Source organism: Streptomyces sp. NBC_00490 (assembly GCF_036013645.1).
Taxonomy (GTDB): Bacteria; Actinomycetota; Actinomycetes; order Streptomycetales; family Streptomycetaceae; genus Streptomyces; species Streptomyces canus_F.
On record NZ_CP107869.1, the window covers coordinates 5,543,081 to 5,562,025 of the forward strand.

An 18,945-nucleotide genomic window follows, 5' to 3' on the forward strand; every position below is an offset into this window, starting at 1 on the left:
GCTCCTGTGGGTCAGCCGATGAGGCCGGCGCCGAACGCGCCGTAGCCGCTGGACATGCCGAGGGAACCGGGTCCGAAGGAACGGATGCCGGCGGTGGTGATGCCGCTCGTCGTGCCGCGCAGCGACCAGACGGCGCCGGTGCCCTCGTTCTCGAAGCCGGCGGTCACCGTGTAGTCGGCGCGGCCGTCGCCGTTGACGTCGGAGAGGAGGACGTCCGAGCCGAAGTAGTCGGTGGACTCCGAGGTGCCGGGGACGTCGTAGGTGTCCTGCGAGATCGCGCGGCCGCCTTCGAGACGCGGGCCGACCAGCACCACGGAGGCGCCGGCGTCCTCGGCCTGGGTGGTGTCCTCGAAGGGAACGCCGATCGCGAGGTCGCCGTGGCCGTCGGCGTTGAAGTCGCCGATGGAGACCGCGCCGCCGAACCCGTCGCCGGCCTCGTCCGTGCCCGCGACCCCCTCGGAGCTCTGGGTGAGTTCGGCCATCGGCGCGTCCCCGTTGACGGGTCCGCCCGCCGAACCGCGGATGACGACGACCCGGCCGCCGAGGCTGCCGGACTGGTCGTCCTCCTCGGTGAGGACGTTGCCGAGGGCGATCTCGTCGTAGCCGTCGCCGTCGATGTCGCCGAGCGCGATCGACGTGCCGCCGTTCAGGGGGCGCGGCGAGCTGGTGTCGGGGCCGGCGGCGGATCCGAGGTAGGCGACGCCCCTGGACCAACTGCCCGAGGCGTGCAAGGTGTTGTGGGTGCGGTAGGTGAGGACCAGGTCGGACTTCTTGTCACCGTCGGTGTCGCCCGCCTTCATGGCGTCGACGGAGTACGCCGTCTCCGGCAGCCCGATCCTCTTCACCGAGCCGGTCGCGCCGGACCTGGTGAAACCGCCCCGGATCACATACGACTTGGTGCCGCCCGTGCCGACGGCGAGGTCCGCCCTGGCGTCGCCGTCGAAGTCGCCGGTGGTGAGGAGGCTGCCCCAGTTGTCGTGGGCGGAGACCGCAGGGTCCTTGACGGTGGTGCCGCCCTTGACGCCGCTCGCGGATCCCCACAGCACGGTGACGGAACCGCCGTCGACGTCAGTGGCGACGTCCTCGCCGGGGGCGCCGACTGCGAGGTCGGTGTAGCCGTCCTTGTCGAGGTCGGCGATCGCGAGAGCCTCGCCGAAGGTGTCCTCGGCCTCGGCGGTGCCGGGCACGCCCGTGGTGTTCTGGCTGAGGACGGTGCGCTTGGCGGGGTCGAGGCCGTTCTTGGTGCCGTAGAGGACGGCGACGTAGCCGGCCATGCCCTTGCCGCCGACCTTCGCGTACGGCGCGGCGAACGCGATGTCGCCGTAGCCGTCGCCGTTGAAGTCCGCGGTGTACTGCTTCGTCGGGGCCGCCGTCGCGGCCGGGGCCGCGAGGGTGAGCAGGCCTGCGGTGAGCGCCACCGCGGTGGCGATGCGCAGAAGTCGCATGGGGTTCTTTCGTTTCGGGGTACGTCGAGGTCGTACGGCACCGGGGCACCGGGCCGCGGACCGGCCCGGTGGGTGAGTGGCCGAGCGGCCGAGCGGCGGAGTGGTTCAGCCGCTCAGCCACCCAGCCGCTCAGTCCGCGAAGTTGGCGCTGAAGGCCGGGCTGCCCGTCGTCGAGACGCCCGACGTGCTCGGGGAGATGGTGCGGGAGCCGGTCGTGGTGATCTTCGTGCCGTTGGAGGGCAGGTAGAGAACCGCGCCGTTGCCGTCGTTCTCGTAGGAGCCCGCGATCAGGTCGGCGCGGCCGTCGCCGGTGACGTCGTCGAGCTTGACGTCGGCGCCGAGCGCGTCGTTCTTCTCGTCCTCGCCGGGCACGCCCGCGGTGGACTGGGCGAAGGACTGGGCGCCGGTGGAGGTGTTCAGACCGGAGGCGGAGCCGTACAGGACGGTGACCATGCCGGTGTCGGTGGCGCTGCCGATGTTCTCGCCGGCGACGCCGACCACGAGGTCCTGGAAGCCGTCGCCGTTGATGTCGCCGAGGTCCAGCTCGTAGCCGAACCAGTCGTTCTTCTCGGAGGTACCGGGCACGTTGCCGGTGTTCTGCGTGATGCCGGTGACCGAGCCGGCGCCGCTCGCGGAGCCGTAGGTGATCCAGACCTTGCCGCCGTCGGCGCCGCCCGGGAAGGTGACGCTGCCGTCGTCGGTGGTCCTGTTCCAGTACATGCCGGAGACGATGTCGCCGAAGCCGTCGGCGTTGATGTCGCCGATCGCGGTGATGGCACCGGGCTTGAGGGTCTGCGCGGACGCGACGGACAGACCGCTCGCGGTGCCGGGGACCAGGTAGTTGGTGTTCCAGCCGTAGTCGGTCTCGGTCTCGAAGCCGTCGACCACCAGGTCGGTGCGGCCGTCGCCGTTGACGTCGCCCGCGGTGAGGTTGAGCGGGCCGCGGGCGCTGCCGCCGGACTGGATCGGCGGCTTGATGCTGGAGCGGCCGCCCACCGCGGTGCCGGAGGCGCTGATGCCGCCCTTGTAGACGTAGATCGTGCTGGAGGTGTTGCCCACCGCGAGGTCGTCCGTGCCGTCGCCGTCGTAGTCGCCGGCGGCGAGGTTCTTGCCCCAGGTGTCGTGCGAGGAGGGGGCCGGGTCGGCGATGGTCACGCCGGTGCCGGTGATGCCCTTCACGGAGCCCCACAGCACGGCCAGAGTGCCGCCGTCGGTGTCGCTGCCGACGTCCTCCCAGGGGGCGGAGACGGCGATGTCGTCGTAGCCGTCGTTGTTGAAGTCGCCGTAGGCGCTCTCCGCGCCGAAGAAGTCGCTCGTCTCGGCGGTGCCGGGCACGCCCGTGGTGTTCTGGCTGATGACGGAGCGCTTCGCGGACGACACCCCGGTGCCGGTGCCGTACAGGACGACGAGCTGGCCGGCGCCCTTCTTGCCGTTGACGTACGCGCCGGCGGCCGAGAAGGCCACGTCGCCGATGCCGTCACCGTTGAAGTCGGCCTTCGCTACGACCGTCGAGTCCGCGGCCGTCGCCGTCGCGGCCGAGAAGGTGAGCAGACCGCCCGTCAGCGCGGCAGCGGTGGCCGTCGCGAGGGCGAGTCGCAGATGGTGCTGGTGCATGCGGGTTCTCCTGCGGCATGCGGGGACGCCCGGCGGGGCGTCCACAGTCGATGGGGGCGGACCGGCCGTGTTCGCCGGGAGTACTCCTCGGCCACACAGGTCGGTCGGCGCTCAGGAGACCTCTGTCGGGACGTAAGGGTTGTACGTGTGTTCGGTAAATTTTTGTGACCCTTGTGTCCCCTGTGACGGCCGGGGACGACCCGGGGTTCTCAGTCGGCTTCCAGGAACTCCGAGGTGGAGAAGGTGACCGTCGGCTCGCTGCTCAGGAGCCCCTTCTTGGCCCCGGAGAAGACCGCGACGCTGTCCTTGGTCTCGCCCTGGTACGTCCGCACCGCGAGGTCCGCCCGGCCGTCCCCGTCGAAGTCGCCGACCGAGAGGACCCGGGTGGTGCCCACGGCGTCCGGCTCGACGGTGACCATGCCCGAGGCCGACAGTCCGGCCGTACGGCCTCGGAACACCTTGAGCCGCGACCCGCTGGAGACGAGCTCGCTCAGCCCGTCGCCGTCGAAGTCGGCCGCGTCGAGCACGGAGCCGGGGGAGGAGAGGGTGGCGCGGGCGGCGCTCGGCAGGTCGTAGCGCAGGGCGGTGCCGCCCATCGCGCCGATCGCCGCGTCCAGGGCCCTGCCCTTGCCGAAGCGGCCGAGTGCGACGTCGATGCCGGCCGGCAGGAGGGTGCCGGTGCGGGTCGGGCCGGCGGGGCCGCCGAGGACGAGGGCGGAGGTGGCGGTGCCGTCCGCGGTACGGACGACCAGGTCGTCGTATCCGTCGCGGTTCACGTCGGTGGCCGGGCCCGTGGGGAGCTCGCCGGGGGCGGGGACGGGCGCGTTGGCCGCCTTCGGGGCGCCCTTCTGGGTGAAAGGGCCGCGCAGATAGGTGAGTCGGGAGCCCGAGGCGTGCAGGACGAGGTCCTGGGCGTCGTCCCCGTCGAAGTCCCCGCACACCGGCTGGTCCGGCCAGTCGTTGCCGGCCCGGGCGCGTGCCGGGACGACGAGCTTGACGGCCTTGCCGGTGAGGCCGGACGGGGAGCCGAAGAGGACCTGGAGGGGGACCGGCGGCTGTCCCTGGCCGTCGTAGGGCGGGTCGGTCGACACGACGAGGTCCGTGAAGCCGTCCCCGTCGAGGTCGCAGGTGGCCTCCGCCTCGAACACGGCGGGCAGTTGCCCCTTGGTGGCGACGGCCTGCTTCGCCGGACTCAGCAACTGCCGCGCGCCCGGCGTCAGTCCGCGCGCGCTCCCGTAGACGATCCCGATGCCCGCGTCGTCCGCGTGCGCCTGCGCCTTGACCAGGTCGTCGAGTACGAGGTCCCGGTGGCCGTCGCCGTTGAAGTCGTCGGCGACATCACTGCCCTTGCCGCGCGGGACGGGCAGCTTCGCGGGGGCGTTCGCGGCGCGCACGGGCGGCGTGCCGCGGGCGGCGCTCCCGGTGTGCTGGGTGGGTCCGCAGGAGACGAGCAGGAGGGCGCCGCAGAGCACCGCCGTACCCGCCCCGGCTATTCGCACGCGCACCGCACACCTCGTCAGCATCATCGACAACGAACCTCGGTAATGATGCACGCGTTCGAGCCCGGGGTTAAGGGGGAGTTCAGCCGGGGTTCGCGAGCAAGGGCCCGGGCGCCGTGACGGCGTCGTCGCGGCGCTGGTCCGGGCAGGCCCGCCGGGGCGTGGGTGTCACGGTGTGTTCCGCACCTCGCGGTGGACCGCCCAGGGGTCCGCCACGGGGCCCAGGTGCCGGAGCTTGTCGGGGTTGATGACGTTGCGGATCGTCCGGATCCGCCCGTCGCGGACGTCGAGGACCATGGTGTGGAGCACCTTGCCGTCCCGGTCCCGGAAGACCGCCCCCGGCTCGCCGTTGACCTCGTGCGGCTCGAAGGTCACCGCGGCCCGGGCCATCCGCGGGAAGACGTCGGCCAGCAGCCGGGCCACGTTCCGCGCGCCGGCGACGGCCCTGGCCAGCTGCGGGGCCTTGCCGCCGCCGTCGCCGACCAGCGTCACCTCGGCGGCGAGCAGTTCCTGGAGGCTGTCCACATCGCCCTCGCGCAGCGCCTGGAAGAACCGCGACGCCAGTTCCGTGCGCTCCTTGCGGCTCGCCTCGAACCGGGGCCGGCCCTCGGCCATGTGGCGCCGCGCCCGCACCACCAGCTGGCGGCACGCCGCCTCGGAGCGCCCCACCGCCGACGCGACCTCGGGGAAGCCGAAGTCGAACACCTCCCGCAGCACGAACACCGCCCGCTCCAGCGGGGACAGCCGCTCCAGCAGCAACAGGGCCGCCGTCGACACCGAGTCCGCCAGCTCCGCCGACCGCTCCGGGTCCTGGTAGGGGTCGGCGAGCAGCGGCTCGGGGAACCACGGACCGACGTAGGCCTCGCGCCGGACGCGGGCGGAGCGGAGCACGTTGATCGAGACCCGGGTCACCGCGGCCGAGAGATAGGCCTTGGCCGAGCGGGGCTCGGTCGGTGCCGCCTCGTAGCGCAGCCAGGTCTCCTGGACGGCGTCCTCGGCCTCGCTGACGCTGCCGAGGATCCGGTAGGCGATCGAGAAGAGCAGCGGCCGCAGTTCCTGGAACTCCTCGGTCCTGGTCCTGCTCATGCCGCTCCCCTCGGCCGACGGTGTGCCCCATTCTCGCGCCCTGTCAGCCGGTGAACGACTCGGGGCCGAAGCGGCCCCAGGCGATGAACACCGCGAGCACGAGGTAGACCGTGTTCAGCGCCACGAACTTCGCCTCGCCGAGCCGGCCGTGGGTGATCATCGCACCGGCCATCAGCAGGATCCAGCAGACGGCGGTCACCGGCACCAGGGCCGGGGCGATGTCGACCACGGCGGGCAGGACCAGGCCGACGGCGGCCAGCAGTTCGAGGACACCGAGGCTCTTGAGGAAGCCGACGCTCACCTGTGCCGTCCAGGCCCCGCCGGGGGCCGCGGCCAGCTTCTCCCGCGGTACGAAGGTCTTGGTGACGCCACCGGTCAGGGCTACCGCGGCGAGCAGTGCGGCACCGATCCACAGCGCGAGGTTCATCGTCCACTCCTTGAGTCCTTGAGCGAGGTTGCCGTCGCCCCTAGGACAAGGCGGCGGCCTCGCCAGTGACATCGCCGAGCACCTGGGCCGCACCGAACAGCGACGCCCCCCAGGCCCGGGTGGGCGTGGGGGGCGTCGGAGTGCCGTACGGGCTGCTACTTCACCGGTTCCGATTCCGGGGCGGGTTCCGTCTCCGTCGCGTCCTGCGGGTCCACCGGGGTCTTCACGGACTCCAGCAGGAGCTGGGCCACGTCGACGACCGTGACGGACTCCTTGGCCTTGCCCTCGTTCTTCTTGCCGTTGACCGAGTCGGTCAGCATGACGAGGCAGAACGGGCAGGCCGTGGAGACGATGTCGGGGTTGAGGGAGAGGGCTTCGTCGACGCGCTCGTTGTTGATGCGCTTGCCGATCCGCTCCTCCATCCACATCCGCGCACCACCGGCGCCGCAGCAGAAGCCGCGCTCCTTGTGGCGGTGCATCTCCTGCTGGCGCAGGCCCGGGACGGCCGACATGATCTCGCGCGGGGGCGTGTAGATCTTGTTGTGACGGCCCAGGTAGCAGGGGTCGTGGTAGGTGATGAGGCCGTCCACCGGGGTCACCGGGAGCAGCTTGCCCTCGTCGATGAGGTGCTGGAGCAGCTGGGTGTGGTGGATGGTCTCGTAGTCGCCGCCGAGCTGCGGGTACTCGTTGCCGATCGTGTTCAGGCAGTGCGGGCAGGTCGCGACGATCTTCTTCGCCGACCGCGGCTTCTTCGTCGCCGGGTCCTCGTCGTCCTCGCCGAAGGCCATGTTCAGCGCGGCGACGTTCTCCATGCCCAGTTCCTGGAACAGGGGCTCGTTGCCGAGGCGGCGGGCCGAGTCACCGGTGCACTTCTCGTCGCCGCCCATGATCGCGAACTTGACGCCCGCGATGTGGAGCAGTTCCGCGAAGGCCTTGGTGGTCTTCTTGGCGCGGTCCTCCAGGGAGCCCGCGCAGCCGACCCAGTACAGGTACTCGACCTCGGACAGGTCCTCGATGTCCTTGCCGACGACCGGGACCTCGAAGTCGAGTTCCTTGAGCCACTCCAGGCGCTGCTTCTTGGCCAGGCCCCAGGGGTTGCCCTTCTTCTCCAGGTTCTTGAGCATCGTGCCCGCCTCGGACGGGAACGCGGACTCGATCATCACCTGGTAGCGGCGCATGTCGACGATGTGGTCGACGTGCTCGATGTCGACGGGGCACTGCTCGACACAGGCGCCGCAGGTGGTGCAGGACCACAGGACGTCCGGGTCGATGACGCCGTTCTCCTCGGCGGTGCCGATCAGCGGGCGCTCGGCCTCCGCCAGAGCCGCGGCGGGCACATTGGCCAGCTGCTCCTCGGACGCCTTCTCCTCGCCCTCCATCGTCTTGCCGCCGCCCGCCAGCAGGTAGGGCGCCTTGGCGTGCGAGTGGTCCCGCAGCGACATGATCAGCAGCTTCGGGGAGAGCGGCTTGCCGGTGTTCCAGGCCGGGCACTGCGACTGGCAGCGACCGCACTCGGTGCAGGTCGAGAAGTCGAGGAGGCCCTTCCAGGAGAACTGCTCGACCTGGGAGACGCCGAAGACGTCGTCCTCGCCCGGGTCGGTGAAGTCGATCGGCTTGCCGGCGGAGGTCATGGGCTGGAGGCCGCCGAGTGCGGTGGAGCCGTCCGCGTTGCGCTTGAACCAGATGTTCGGGAACGCGAGGAAGCGGTGCCAGGCGACGCTCATGTTGGCGTTCAGCGAGACGACGATCATCCAGATGAACGAGACGCTGACCTTGATGCCGGCGAAGAGGTAGACCAGCGTCTGGAGCGTGGAGACGTCGAGCGTCCGGAAGGCGGCGACCAGCGGGTACGAGGCGAAGAACGCGGCCTCGTAGTGGTCCACGTGGTGCATCGCGCCCTCGAGGCCGCGCAGTACGTAGATCACGATGCCGATGGTGAGGATGACGTACTCGACGAAGTACGCCTGCCAGGCCTTGGAGCCCGCGAAGCGGGACTTGCGGCCGGGGCGCGAGGGCAGGTTCAGCAGGCGGATCGCGATGAGCACGGCGATGCCGAGGCCGGTCATCACGGTGATGAACTCGACGTACATCTCCCAGGGCAGCCAGCCGCCGATGACCGGGAGGACGAAGTCGGCCTGGAAGAGCTGGCCCAGGGCCTGGCCCAGGATCGGGATCAGCGTCAGGAAGCCCATCGCCACGAACCAGTGGGCGAAGCCCACGATCCCCCAGCGGTTCATCCGCGTGTGGCCGAGGAACTCCTTCACCAGCGTCACACTGCGCTGGTAGGGGTTGTCGATCCGGGTCCCGGCGGGCAGGGGCTGGCCGAGCATGAAAAACCGGACGAACTGCGCGATGACGCGTGCGAACAATGCCGCGCCGACCACGGTCAGGACCAGCGACACGATGATCGCGGCGAGTTGCATGTCGGGGCTCCTCGGGCCTGCGATGGGGTTCTTTCGAGCGGGGTCGAGCGAGATTACTAAGCGGTAACTTATGCAGTTCTACGAGAGTACCCGCATCGTCTCTCGCACTGTAGCCAGGCGTGCGGTGATCTATGTCGCTGAGGGTTGCCTTAAGAACTGACCGTGTTATTCGTACCAAATTGATACATTCGCCCCTAATTTAGACCTGTGCTCTACGGGATCGCAGCCGCCACGACCGCCCTCCTCCTCTCCGCCGTCCTCACCGCACTGCTCCGCACGGCCGCCCTGCGGCTCGGGGTCGTCGACCGGCGGTGGCAGCACCGCAAGGTGCCGCTGTTCGGGGGTGTGGCGGTGGTGCTCGCGACCTGCCTGGTGGCGGTCGCGGGGGACCGGACCGGTGTCGCGCCCCTCGGCTCCGGCGTCGGCGGGCTGCTCGTCGCCGGGGCCGTGCTCGCCGCGCTGGGGCTCTTCGCGGACGTACGGCGGGTCAAGGCGCGGGCGCTGGTCGCCGGTACGGCGGTGGCGGCGGCCTGTGTCGTGCCGTACGCGGAGACCGGTGTCGCCGGAGGACTCCTCGCCGTCTGCTGGATCGTCCTCGTCACCGTCGGCTTCCGGGCCCTGGACCATGCCGACGGTCTCGCGGGGGCCGTCGGGGTCGTCACCGCCTTCGGGGCCGGCGCCTGTGCCGCGGCGGAGGTGATGGACGGGCTCGCGGTGCTGCTGAGCGTGCTGGCCGCCGCGCTGACCGGGTTCCTCATGCACAACTGGCCGCCCGCGCGCGTGGGGCTCGGTTCGTGCGGCTCGCTCTTCGCCGGGTTCGTGCTCGCCTCGGCCGCGGTGGAGACCCGGGCCGGCTACGGGCTCGGCTCCAGCGCGGCGGTGCTGTTCGCGCTGACGGCGCTGATCGCCGCCGAGGTCCTCCTGGTCGCCCTGACCCGCCGCGGCACCGGCCCCGGCCACCTCGCCCACCGGCTCAGGCGGCTCGGGCTCACCCCGCAGGGAGTGATCGTCGTCCTCGGTGCGGGAGCCTTCTGCGGGGTACTCGTCGGGGTCCTCGTGCACCTCGGGTGGCTCGCGGAGTCCGGGGCCCTCTGGGTGGCCGCGGGTGCCCTGATCGTGGTCCTCGCGCTCCTCCGTGCGAAGCCGTCCGCGCAGGTCAGAGCTCGGTTGCGTGTAAGGAACGGATAAGAGTTGAGCCTCCACGACTCAGGTCTGTTGACCGAGCGGCCGACGTCATGCACACTTGAGTCCGTTCCACTCAAGTCAGCTGGAGGAAATCACCATGGCACGTGCGGTCGGCATCGACCTGGGCACGACGAACTCGGTCGTCAGCGTTCTGGAGGGCGGCGAGCCCACCGTCATCACCAACGCCGAGGGTGCCAGGACCACGCCGTCCGTCGTCGCCTTCGCGAAGAACGGCGAGGTGCTGGTCGGCGAGGTCGCCAAGCGCCAGGCGGTCACGAACGTGGACCGGACCATCCGCTCCGTCAAGCGCCACATGGGCACGGACTGGAAGGTCGAGCTCGACGGGAAGCCCTTCAACCCGCAGCAGATGTCCGCGTTCATCCTGCAGAAGCTGAAGCGCGACGCCGAGTCGTACCTGGGCGAGAAGGTGACCGACGCGGTCATCACCGTCCCGGCGTACTTCAACGACTCCGAGCGTCAGGCGACGAAGGAAGCCGGCGAGATCGCCGGTCTCAACGTCCTTCGTATCGTCAACGAGCCCACCGCGGCCGCGCTCGCGTACGGCCTCGACAAGGACGACCAGACGATCCTCGTCTTCGACCTCGGTGGCGGCACCTTCGACGTGTCCCTCCTGGAGATCGGCGACGGCGTCGTCGAGGTGAAGGCCACCAACGGCGACAACCACCTCGGTGGTGACGACTGGGACCAGCGCGTCGTCGACTACCTGGTGCAGCAGTTCAAGGCCGGCCACGGCGTGGACCTCGCCAAGGACAAGATGGCCCTCCAGCGCCTCCGCGAGGCCGCCGAGAAGGCCAAGATCGAGCTGTCGAGCTCCACCGAGACCTCGATCAACCTGCCCTACATCACCGCCTCCGCCGAGGGCCCGCTGCACCTGGACGAGAAGCTCACCCGGGCTCAGTTCCAGCAGCTGACCGCGGACCTCCTGGAGCGCTGCAAGACCCCGTTCTTCAACGTCATGAAGGACGCCGGCGTCTCCATCAACGAGATCGACCACGTCGTCCTCGTCGGTGGCTCCACCCGTATGCCCGCCGTGGCCGAGCTCGTGCGCGAGCTCACCGGCGGCAAGGACGCCAACAAGGGCGTCAACCCGGACGAGGTCGTCGCCATCGGCGCCGCCCTCCAGGCCGGTGTCCTCAAGGGTGAGGTCAAGGACGTCCTGCTCCTCGACGTCACGCCGCTGTCGCTTGGTATCGAGACCAAGGGCGGCATCATGACCAAGCTCATCGAGCGGAACACGACGATCCCGACCAAGCGGTCCGAGATCTTCACCACCGCCGAGGACAACCAGCCCTCCGTGCAGATCCAGGTCTACCAGGGCGAGCGCGAGATCGCGGCGTACAACAAGAAGCTCGGGATGTTCGAGCTGACCGGTCTGCCGCCGGCCCCGCGCGGTGTCCCGCAGATCGAGGTCGCCTTCGACATCGACGCCAACGGCATCATGCACGTGACCGCGAAGGACCTCGGCACGGGCAAGGAGCAGAAGATGACCGTCACCGGTGGCTCCTCGCTGCCGAAGGACGAGGTCAACCGGATGCGCGAAGAGGCCGAGAAGTACGCGGAGGAGGACCACGCCCGCCGGGAGGCCGCCGAGTCCCGCAACCAGGGCGAGCAGCTCGTCTACCAGACGGAGAAGTTCCTCAAGGACAACGAGGACAAGGTCCCCGCCGAGGTCAAGACCGAGGTCGAGGCCGCCGTCGAGGAGCTGAAGACCGCGCTCAAGGGCGAGGACACCGCCGAGATCCGCACCGCCACCGAGAAGGTCGCGGCAGTCTCGCAGAAGGTCGGCCAGGCCATGTACGCCGACGCCCAGGCCGCGGGCGGCGCCGACGCCGGTGCCGAGGCCCCCAAGGCCGACGACGACGTCGTGGACGCCGAGATCGTGGACGACGAGCGCAAGGACGGTGCCGCGTGACCGAGGAGACCCCGGGCTTCGAGGAGAAGCCCGACGTCCCCTCCGGCGCGACCCCCGACGACGCCGAGCCGAAGGCCGCCCCCCAGGAGGGGGCGGCCCCGGCCGGGGACGCAACAGCACAGATCGCCGGTCTGACGGCCCAGCTGGACCAGGCCCGCAAGGCGCTCGAGGAGCGCACCGCGGACCTCCAGCGGCTCCAGGCCGAGTTCCAGAACTACCGCCGCCGCGTGGAGCGGGACCGGATCACGGTCAAGGAGATCGCCGTCGCGAACCTCCTGACCGAACTCCTGCCCGTGCTCGACGACATCGGCCGCGCGCGGGACCACGGCGAGTTCGTCGGCGGATTCAAGTCCGTCGGTGAGTCGCTGGAGACCGTCGCGGCGAAGATGGGTCTGCAGCAGTTCGGCAAGGAGGGCGAGCCCTTCGACCCGACCATCCACGAGGCCCTGATGCACAGTTACGCGCCGGACGTCACCGAGACGACGTGCGTGGCGATCCTGCAGCCCGGGTATCGCATCGGCGAGCGCACCATCCGCCCCGCGCGGGTGGCCGTCGCCGAACCGCAGCCGGGCGCGCAGACGGTCAAGGCCGAGGAGGACTCCCCGGCCGAGGACGACAAGGACAACGGCCCTGAGGAGGGCTGAGGTCACCACTGAGCGGGACACCAGGAAGGGGGCGCGTCGAGGATGAGCACCAAGGACTTCATCGAGAAGGACTTCTACAAGGTCCTCGGCGTCCCCAAGGACGCCACCGAGGCCGAGATCAAGAAGGCGTACCGGAAGCTCGCCCGCGAGTTCCACCCGGACGCCAACAAGGGCAACGTCAAGGCCGAGGAGCGCTTCAAGGAGATCTCCGAGGCGAACGACGTCCTCGGTGACCCCAAGAAGCGCAAGGAGTACGACGAGGCCCGCGCCCTCTTCGGCAACGGCGGCTTCCGCCCGGGGCCGGGCGCGGGCGGCGGCTCCTTCAACTTCGACCTGGGCGATCTCTTCGGCGGCGGCGCGCAGGGCGGTGGCGCCGGGGGTTCCGGCGGCTTCGGCGGCGGGATCGGCGACGTGTTCGGGGGCCTGTTCAACCGGGGCGGTACGGGCACGACCCGGACCCAGCCCCGGCGCGGCCAGGACATCGACACCGAGGTCACGCTGAGCTTCACCGAGGCCATCGAGGGCGCCACGGTGCCGCTGCGGATGTCCTCGCAGTCCCCGTGCAAGGCCTGCTCCGGCACCGGCGACAAGAACGGCACACCGCGCGTGTGCCCGACCTGTGTCGGCACCGGCCAGGTGGCGCGGGGCTCCGGCGGCGGCTTCTCCCTCACCGACCCCTGCCCGGACTGCAAGGGCCGCGGACTGATGGCCGAGCACCCCTGCCTGGAGTGCAACGGCAGCGGCCGCGCCAAGTCCTCCCGGACCATGCAGGTCCGCATCCCCGCCGGGGTGACGGACGGTCAGCGGATCCGGCTGCGCGGCAAGGGCGCACCGGGCGAGCGCGGCGGCCCGGCCGGCGACCTGTATGTCACCGTGCACGTCGACACGCACCCGGTCTTCGGCCGCAAGGACGACAACCTCACGGTCACCGTCCCCGTCACGTTCACCGAGGCGGCCCTCGGCGGCGAGGTGAGGGTCCCCACCCTCGGCGGCCCCGCCGTCACGCTGAAGCTGCCGCCGGGTACGCCCAACGGCCGCACCATGCGCGCCCGGGGCAAGGGCGCGGTCCGCAAGGACGGCACCCGCGGCGACCTCCTGGTCACCGTCGAGGTGAGTGTCCCGACGGACCTGACGGGGAAGGCTCGTGACGCCCTCGAGGCGTATCGCGAGGCGACCGCGGGTGAGGACCCGCGGGCGGAGCTGTTCCAGGCGGCGAAGGGAGCTTGATCGAGATGGACGGCCGTCGACGCAATCCGTATGAACTGACCGAGGAGACCCCGGTCTACGTCATCTCGGTGGCGGCCCAGCTCTCGGGCCTGCATCCGCAGACCCTGCGCCAGTACGACCGCCTGGGTCTGGTCTCCCCGGACCGCACCCCCGGCCGGGGCCGCCGCTACTCGGCCCGCGACATCGAACTGCTCCGCGCGGTGCAGGCGTTGTCGCAGGACGAGGGCATCAACCTCGCCGGTATCAAGCGCATCATCGAGCTGGAGAACCAGGTCGCCGCGCTGCAGTCCCGCGTCGCCGAGATGGAGGCCGCCCTCGACGGCGCCGCCGCGGCGATGCAGCAGCGGGAGGCGGCGGTGCACGCGTCGTACCGCCGTGACCTGGTGCCGTATCAGGAAGTGCAGCAGACCAGCGCGTTGGTGGTGTGGCGTCCCAAGGGGCGGCAGGACTGACGACGCGGGTATGTGAGAGGGGCCCGGAGGGATGAACCTCCGGGCCCCTTCACATGCGCGGGCTCAGAGCCAGGAGTCCCAGATGCCGTACGCCATCGGCGTGGACGCGGCCTCCGCGCCGGCGGCGTCCAGGCGGACGACGCGGTAGTAGTACAGGCCCAGCGTGTCCTCGTGGACCGTCTCGTCCTTGTGGAACACGGCGTCGTACATCGTGCCCTCGGTGAGGGTGACATAGGCGGCCGAGGCCGGGTCCCAGCGCTCCACGCGGTAGCTCGCGAACCGGCCGCAGTCGCCGAGGCCGGAGCTCTCGGAGCAGCCGACGTACAGCTCCGGGTACTGGTCCTCACGGATCTCGGTCCCCGTCCAGCCCGGCGGCCGGGTGTCGGGCAGGGTGACGGAGAGCTCGGCGGCGTGGAAGGCCTCGGGCCCCGCCCACCCGTCGATCAGGGGGGAGCCGTCCGTGGCGGCCACCTTGTAGGTGTGCGCGGCACCGTCGGGGACCGTCGGGCAGAGGATCTCGGTGTCGGCCAGGGAGTCGCCGGTCCAGCAGTTCTGGTCCCAGACCGTCTCGCCGGTCTCCGGGTCCGTGACGCCCTGCCACACCTTGTAGCCCGTGACGTCGTCGTCGGCCGGTGGCGTCCAGGTCAGGCGTACCCCGAGCGGGATCCGCTCGGCGGCCAGGTTCTGCACCGGGGCCGGGCGCTCGGTGTCCGGGGTGGTCGCGGTGGCGGCGGGGCCGGGCTGCGACTCGTGGCCGTACGGGTCGACCGTCACGACCGTGTAGTCGTACGTCGTCTCGGAGGCACCGGAGACGTCCCAGCAGACGCCGTTGATCTGCCGGGCGCCGGCGTAGTCGGGGGCGTCGCCGGTGTTCCAGGTCCAGTACGTCCTGGGGTCCGTCAGCGGCAGGTCCTGCGAGTCGTTGGGCTTGCAGGCGGTCACCGTGCTGCTCTCGCCGGTCGCCTTGTCGGTGCGGACGATCCGGTAGGTGAGCAGCGGCTTGTCCTCGCCGAAGGTCCACGGGTCGGCGCTGCTCCACTCGATCATCACCCCCTCGTCGAACCTGTCCGCGGTGGTGCTGAACGGGGCGATCGCCCCCGGCCGGTCCGCCATCGTCAGCGTGACCTCCACCGGGGCGGCCGCGTTGCCCTTCGCGTCCACCGAGCGCACGGCGTACCGGTAGCTGTCGGCGACCGCGACCAGCTGGCGCGGCACCACGTCGGTCCCGGTGGTGGTGGTCGGGGTGTCGCCGGTGGCGCCGGGCAGCGCGTCGAGCCAGCCGCCGGTCTCCGCGTCGTACTGCAGGACCTGGTAGGAGGCGGCCCCCTCGACGGGTGACCACAGCACGTGCGGAACGCCCGACCGGTACGCGACGCGCGCGTCGGCCGCGGTCGCGGGCGGTGTCCGGTCCGAGGTGGTGAAGGTGGCGGCGGGCGAGTACGCCGACCAGTTCCCGACGGCGTCCCGGGCCCGGCCCCGATAGGTGACCTTGCTGCCGTCGGCGGCGTAGCCGGTGTCGCAGATCGCGCCCTTGGTGCCGGTGTAGACGGTGGCCCAGGTGTTGGTGGCGGGGTTGAGGCGCTGCATCTCGTACAAGGCGATGTCGGCCTTGTTCGCCGCGGTCGTGACGAGCTCGGGGGCCGCGTAGGGCTGGTCCACCGGGCAGGCGTCCATCTCGACGAACGGCGCGGCGGGCGGGGTGGTGTCCACGCTGGTGACCGCCTGGTCGGCGGTGCCGGCCGAGACGTTGCCCGCCTTGTCGTGGGCGCGGACCTCGTAGTAGTAGCTCGCGCCGGTGGGCGGAGGGGTGTCCGTGTACGAGGTGGAGGTGGTCGTGGCGAGCGCCGTGCCGCCGAAGGAGGCGCCCTTGAGCCGCCGGTAGACCTTGTACCCGGCGAGGTCCATCTCCTTGTTCCTCGCCCAGGTGAGCTTGGCCTTGTTGCCGCTCTTGTCGTACGAGACGGAGATCCCGGCCGGGGTGAGGGGCTTGGTCTTGTCGACGGTGGCCGAGGTGCGGGGCGTGTAGCCGAACTTGACCTTGGCGGAGCCGGTCCAGTTGACGTAGTCGACGCGCAGGGTGTGCTTGCCGGAGGGGATGGTCACGTTGACGGTCTTGGAGACGGTCGACGAGACGTTCTTCCAGAGGTCGATTCTGCGGACGCCGTCGACGTAGACCCGGATGCCGTCCAGCCCGGAGGCGGCGAGGGCGAAGGGGCCGCCGGAGCCGAAGTCGCGGGTCACGGACCAGCGGACGCCGAAGTTGTTCGAGGGCAGGCCGGAGGCGGGGGCTCCGCTCCAGCTCTGGTCGATCGCGCTGTCGCAGTCCGTCTTCTTCGGGGTGCCGGAGAAGCTCGTGTTCGCGAAGAGCTGCCGCTTGAAGACCGGCGAGGCGCAGGTGGTCGCGGCGGAGGCGGGCGTGAGCGTGAGCAGGGTGCCCGCGGTGGCGAGGACGACGGCGGTCGCGGCAGCCGCGGTCGTACGTCTGGCTGGGTTCATGCGGTCCTTCGGTCCTGATTCGACGACGGGAGAGATCACCGTCGTCGAATCAGGACCGGCAAGGGCACCGATTGGTTGTACGAAGTTCCTCAGGGAAACACGTCGAAGACCAGGTCGGCGGCCGTCGCCCACATCGACTCCGCGCCCGTGCCGAACGCGGCGGCCAGCGCGTAGCCGACGGCCGCGTCCATGGCGTCCGGCTTGGCGTCCGACCGCCACTCGGCCGCCTTCACCTCGCCGCCGCCCCTCGAGTGGAAGTCGCCCAGCCGCCGCCCGTCGCGCAGGAGGCGGCTGTCCGGCATGGAGTGGGGCACCAGCCGCCAGTGCCGGCCCGCGTGCCGGACGTCGACCCGGTACGAACGCCGGATCAGCCGTCCCCGGCCGGGTGCCAGCGCGGCCGCCTCACCGCCGACGCTGAGGACGAGCAGACCGGCGTTCCGGGTACCGATGGGGGTCTCCCCGTCGTCCTTGGTGCCGGTCGCCCGGCTCAGCACGACCCGCGGTATCGCCTCACCCTCGACGACGACTTCACCCCGCCAGGAGTTCAGGCGGACGGTGAGCGGGCCGAAGAGGGTGTCCGTGACAGAGCTTTCGCTGATGGTCATACGGTCCTCGTGGGGTCGTCAGAAGTTCGGTGCTCTGACTGTCCAGTCGCCCGGGGGAGCGGGTTCGGTTCCATCGGAGGCCACGGCGGAGACGGTTCATCCGGTGTTCTCCGGGTCCGCGAGGGGCTCGGTGACCGTGACGTAGGAGAAGTCCTCGCCGCTGGTGAGACGTGAGTTGCCGGCTTCGTCCACGGCGACGACGGCCCAGCGGACGGTCTCGCCCCGGGGGTCGTAGATCTCGTGGGAGTAGTACAGGGTCGGCTCGTCCAGCCAGGGCTGCCGGACCTCGCCCCACAGTTCGTACTGCCAGTCGCCGTCGACGAGAACGCCCCGGTGAACGGTGTAGTGGTCGACGTCCTCCTCGGTGCTGCGCTGCCAGGCGAGTTCGATGTCGGTGCCGTTGACCGCGCCGCGCAGACCGCCGACGGCGGCCGGGGTGAGACCGGTGGCGGGCGCGGTACCGGTGACCGGGGCCGACGGAGCGGATTCCTGGTCCTGGGTGTCCACGGCGGTCACCGTGTACGTGTAGGAGGCGCCCTGCCGGACGTCCGAGTCCGTGTACGAGGTCTTCGTGGCGCCGACCTCGTCGACGAGCAGGCCGTCGCAGTAGATCCGGAAGTGGCCGAGGTCGCGGGTGACCGGGCTGGTGGGTGCCTTCCAGGACAGCGTGACGCCCGTGCCCGCCTGTGTCGTGGCGGTGAGGCCGGTGGGCGCGGACGGCGCCCAGTCGCCCCGTTCCAGGCCGGTGGACGCGGACCTGGCGGACCTGTTCCCGGCGGCGTCGACCGCGGTGACCCAGTAGCTGTACATGAGGCGTTCCTCGACCTTGGTGTCGAGCCATGAGGTGCCGCTGACCCTGGCCACCTGCACCACCGGTTCGTCCTGGCCGTCGGTGTCCCAGCGCCGGTGCACGAGGTACTCCGCCGCCCCCGCGACCGCGTTCCAGGACACCGTGACGCCCGGCTGGCCGTCGGCGGCCCCGACTCCGGCGGGCTTCGTGGGCGCGGCTCTGTCGGCCGTGGTGACGGACCTGTCGGCGCTGCCCGCGGACTCGTTGCCGGTCTTGTCGTAGGCGCGGACCTCGTAAACGTAGGTCGCGCCGGTCGTGGGCGGAGCGTCCGTGTACGAGCCCGCCGTGGTCGTGGTCAGCTTCTTCCAGCTGTCGTCGCCCTTGAGCCGCCGGTAGACCTTGTACCCGGCGAGGTCCATCTCCTTGTTCTTCGCCCAGGTGAGCTTGGCCTTGCCGGTGGCCGTGTCGTACGAGGCGGCGATGCCGGTCGGGACGAGGGGCCTGACCGTGTCGACGGTGGCCGAGGTGCGGGGCGTGTAGCCGAACTTGACCTTGGCGGAGCCGGTCCAGTTGACGTAGTCGATCCGGAGGGTGTGCTTGCCCTGGGGAATCGTCACGTTGACGGTCTTGCTCACCGTGGTCGAGACGTTCTTCCAGAGGTCGATTCTGCGGACGCCGTCGACGTAGACCCGGATGCCGTCCAGCCCGGAGGCGGCGAGGGCGAAGGGGCCGCCGGAGCCGAAGTCGCGGGTGACGGTCCAGCGGACGCCGAAGTTGTTCGAGGGCAGGCCGGAGGCGGGGGCTCCGCTCCAGCTCTGGTCGATCGCGCTGTCGCAGTCCGTCTTCTTCGGGGTGCCGGAGAAGCTCGTGTTCGCGAAGAGCTGCCGCTTGAAGACCGGCGAGGTGCAGGTGGTCGCGGCGGAGGCGGGCGTGAGCGTGAGCAGGGTGCCCGCGGTGGCGAGGACGACGGTGGTGGCGGCCAGGGCCGTCGTACGTCTGGCTGGGTTCATTCGATCCTCTGAGCGGAGTGGGAACGGCGGGCGTGGACCGTCGTGATCACGACTCGTGAGGAACGGAGTTGGTTGTGTGGCGTTGCGCACTTTTCAAAGCCCCGCAGGC

General features: G+C 70.7%; 14 protein-coding genes. 5 read left to right on the forward strand and 9 right to left on the reverse strand.

Annotated features, from left to right (window positions below; translation table 11 throughout):
- Positions 1–11: 11 nt before the first annotated feature.
- The 6 genes from OG381_RS25200 to OG381_RS25225 form a co-directional block, all read right to left on the reverse strand.
- Positions 12–1,445 (reverse strand): VCBS repeat-containing protein, encoded by a 1,434-nt coding sequence (locus tag OG381_RS25200; protein WP_327718335.1) that lies wholly within the window; start codon positions 1,443–1,445, stop codon positions 12–14.
- A gap of 129 nt (positions 1,446–1,574) precedes the next feature.
- Entirely contained in the window at positions 1,575–3,059 is a 1,485-nt protein-coding gene (locus OG381_RS25205; protein ID WP_327718336.1) for an FG-GAP-like repeat-containing protein, read from the reverse strand.
- Positions 3,060–3,268: 209 nt separating this feature from the next.
- Entirely contained in the window at positions 3,269–4,564 is a 1,296-nt protein-coding gene (locus OG381_RS25210) for an FG-GAP repeat domain-containing protein (RefSeq protein ID WP_327718337.1), read from the reverse strand.
- Between the two features lie 162 nt (positions 4,565–4,726).
- Entirely contained in the window at positions 4,727–5,644 is a 918-nt protein-coding gene (locus tag OG381_RS25215; RefSeq protein WP_327718338.1) for an RNA polymerase sigma-70 factor, read from the reverse strand.
- Between the two features lie 43 nt (positions 5,645–5,687).
- Positions 5,688–6,071: a DoxX family protein gene (locus OG381_RS25220; protein WP_327718339.1), complete on the reverse strand. Its 384-nt coding sequence runs from the start codon at positions 6,069–6,071 to the stop codon at positions 5,688–5,690.
- 155 nt (positions 6,072–6,226) lie between these two features.
- Entirely contained in the window at positions 6,227–8,494 is a 2,268-nt protein-coding gene (locus tag OG381_RS25225; protein ID WP_327718340.1) for a (Fe-S)-binding protein, read from the reverse strand.
- A gap of 207 nt (positions 8,495–8,701) precedes the next feature.
- On the opposite strand from OG381_RS25225, the gene OG381_RS25230 reads away from it, so the two are divergent.
- From OG381_RS25230 to OG381_RS25250, 5 genes are all read left to right on the forward strand, one after another.
- The gene (locus OG381_RS25230; RefSeq protein WP_327718341.1) at positions 8,702–9,682 is read left to right on the forward strand and encodes an MraY family glycosyltransferase; all 981 of its coding nucleotides are present in this window, start codon (positions 8,702–8,704) and stop codon (positions 9,680–9,682) included.
- A 94-nt stretch (positions 9,683–9,776) separates the two neighbouring features.
- Entirely contained in the window at positions 9,777–11,612 is a 1,836-nt protein-coding gene (dnaK, locus tag OG381_RS25235) for a molecular chaperone DnaK (protein WP_327718342.1), read from the forward strand.
- Positions 11,609–12,256 (forward strand): nucleotide exchange factor GrpE, encoded by a 648-nt coding sequence (grpE, locus tag OG381_RS25240; protein WP_327718343.1) that lies wholly within the window; start codon positions 11,609–11,611, stop codon positions 12,254–12,256. Before dnaK ends, grpE begins: the two co-directional genes overlap by 4 nt.
- A 42-nt stretch (positions 12,257–12,298) precedes the next feature.
- Positions 12,299–13,483 carry a molecular chaperone DnaJ gene (gene dnaJ, locus OG381_RS25245; protein ID WP_327718344.1) on the forward strand — a complete coding sequence of 395 codons (1,185 nt, stop codon included), beginning with the start codon at positions 12,299–12,301 and terminating at the stop codon, positions 13,481–13,483.
- Positions 13,484–13,488: 5 nt separating this feature from the next.
- A complete protein-coding gene (locus OG381_RS25250; protein ID WP_327718345.1) occupies positions 13,489–13,935 on the forward strand; it encodes a heat shock protein transcriptional repressor HspR in 447 nt (148 codons plus the stop codon).
- A gap of 63 nt (positions 13,936–13,998) precedes the next feature.
- Here the strand turns inward: OG381_RS25250 and OG381_RS25255 are convergent, their stop codons facing one another.
- From OG381_RS25255 to OG381_RS25265, 3 genes are all read right to left on the reverse strand, one after another.
- Positions 13,999–16,431 carry a PA14 domain-containing protein gene (locus OG381_RS25255; RefSeq protein ID WP_327718346.1) on the reverse strand — a complete coding sequence of 811 codons (2,433 nt, stop codon included), beginning with the start codon at positions 16,429–16,431 and terminating at the stop codon, positions 13,999–14,001.
- An 89-nt stretch (positions 16,432–16,520) separates the two neighbouring features.
- On the reverse strand, positions 16,521–17,036 hold the full coding sequence (locus tag OG381_RS25260; protein WP_327718347.1) for a hypothetical protein: 516 nt from the start codon (positions 17,034–17,036) through the stop codon (positions 16,521–16,523).
- Between the two features lie 96 nt (positions 17,037–17,132).
- Positions 17,133–18,836 carry a fibronectin type III domain-containing protein gene (locus OG381_RS25265; protein ID WP_327718348.1) on the reverse strand — a complete coding sequence of 568 codons (1,704 nt, stop codon included), beginning with the start codon at positions 18,834–18,836 and terminating at the stop codon, positions 17,133–17,135.
- Positions 18,837–18,945: the final 109 nt, after the last annotated feature.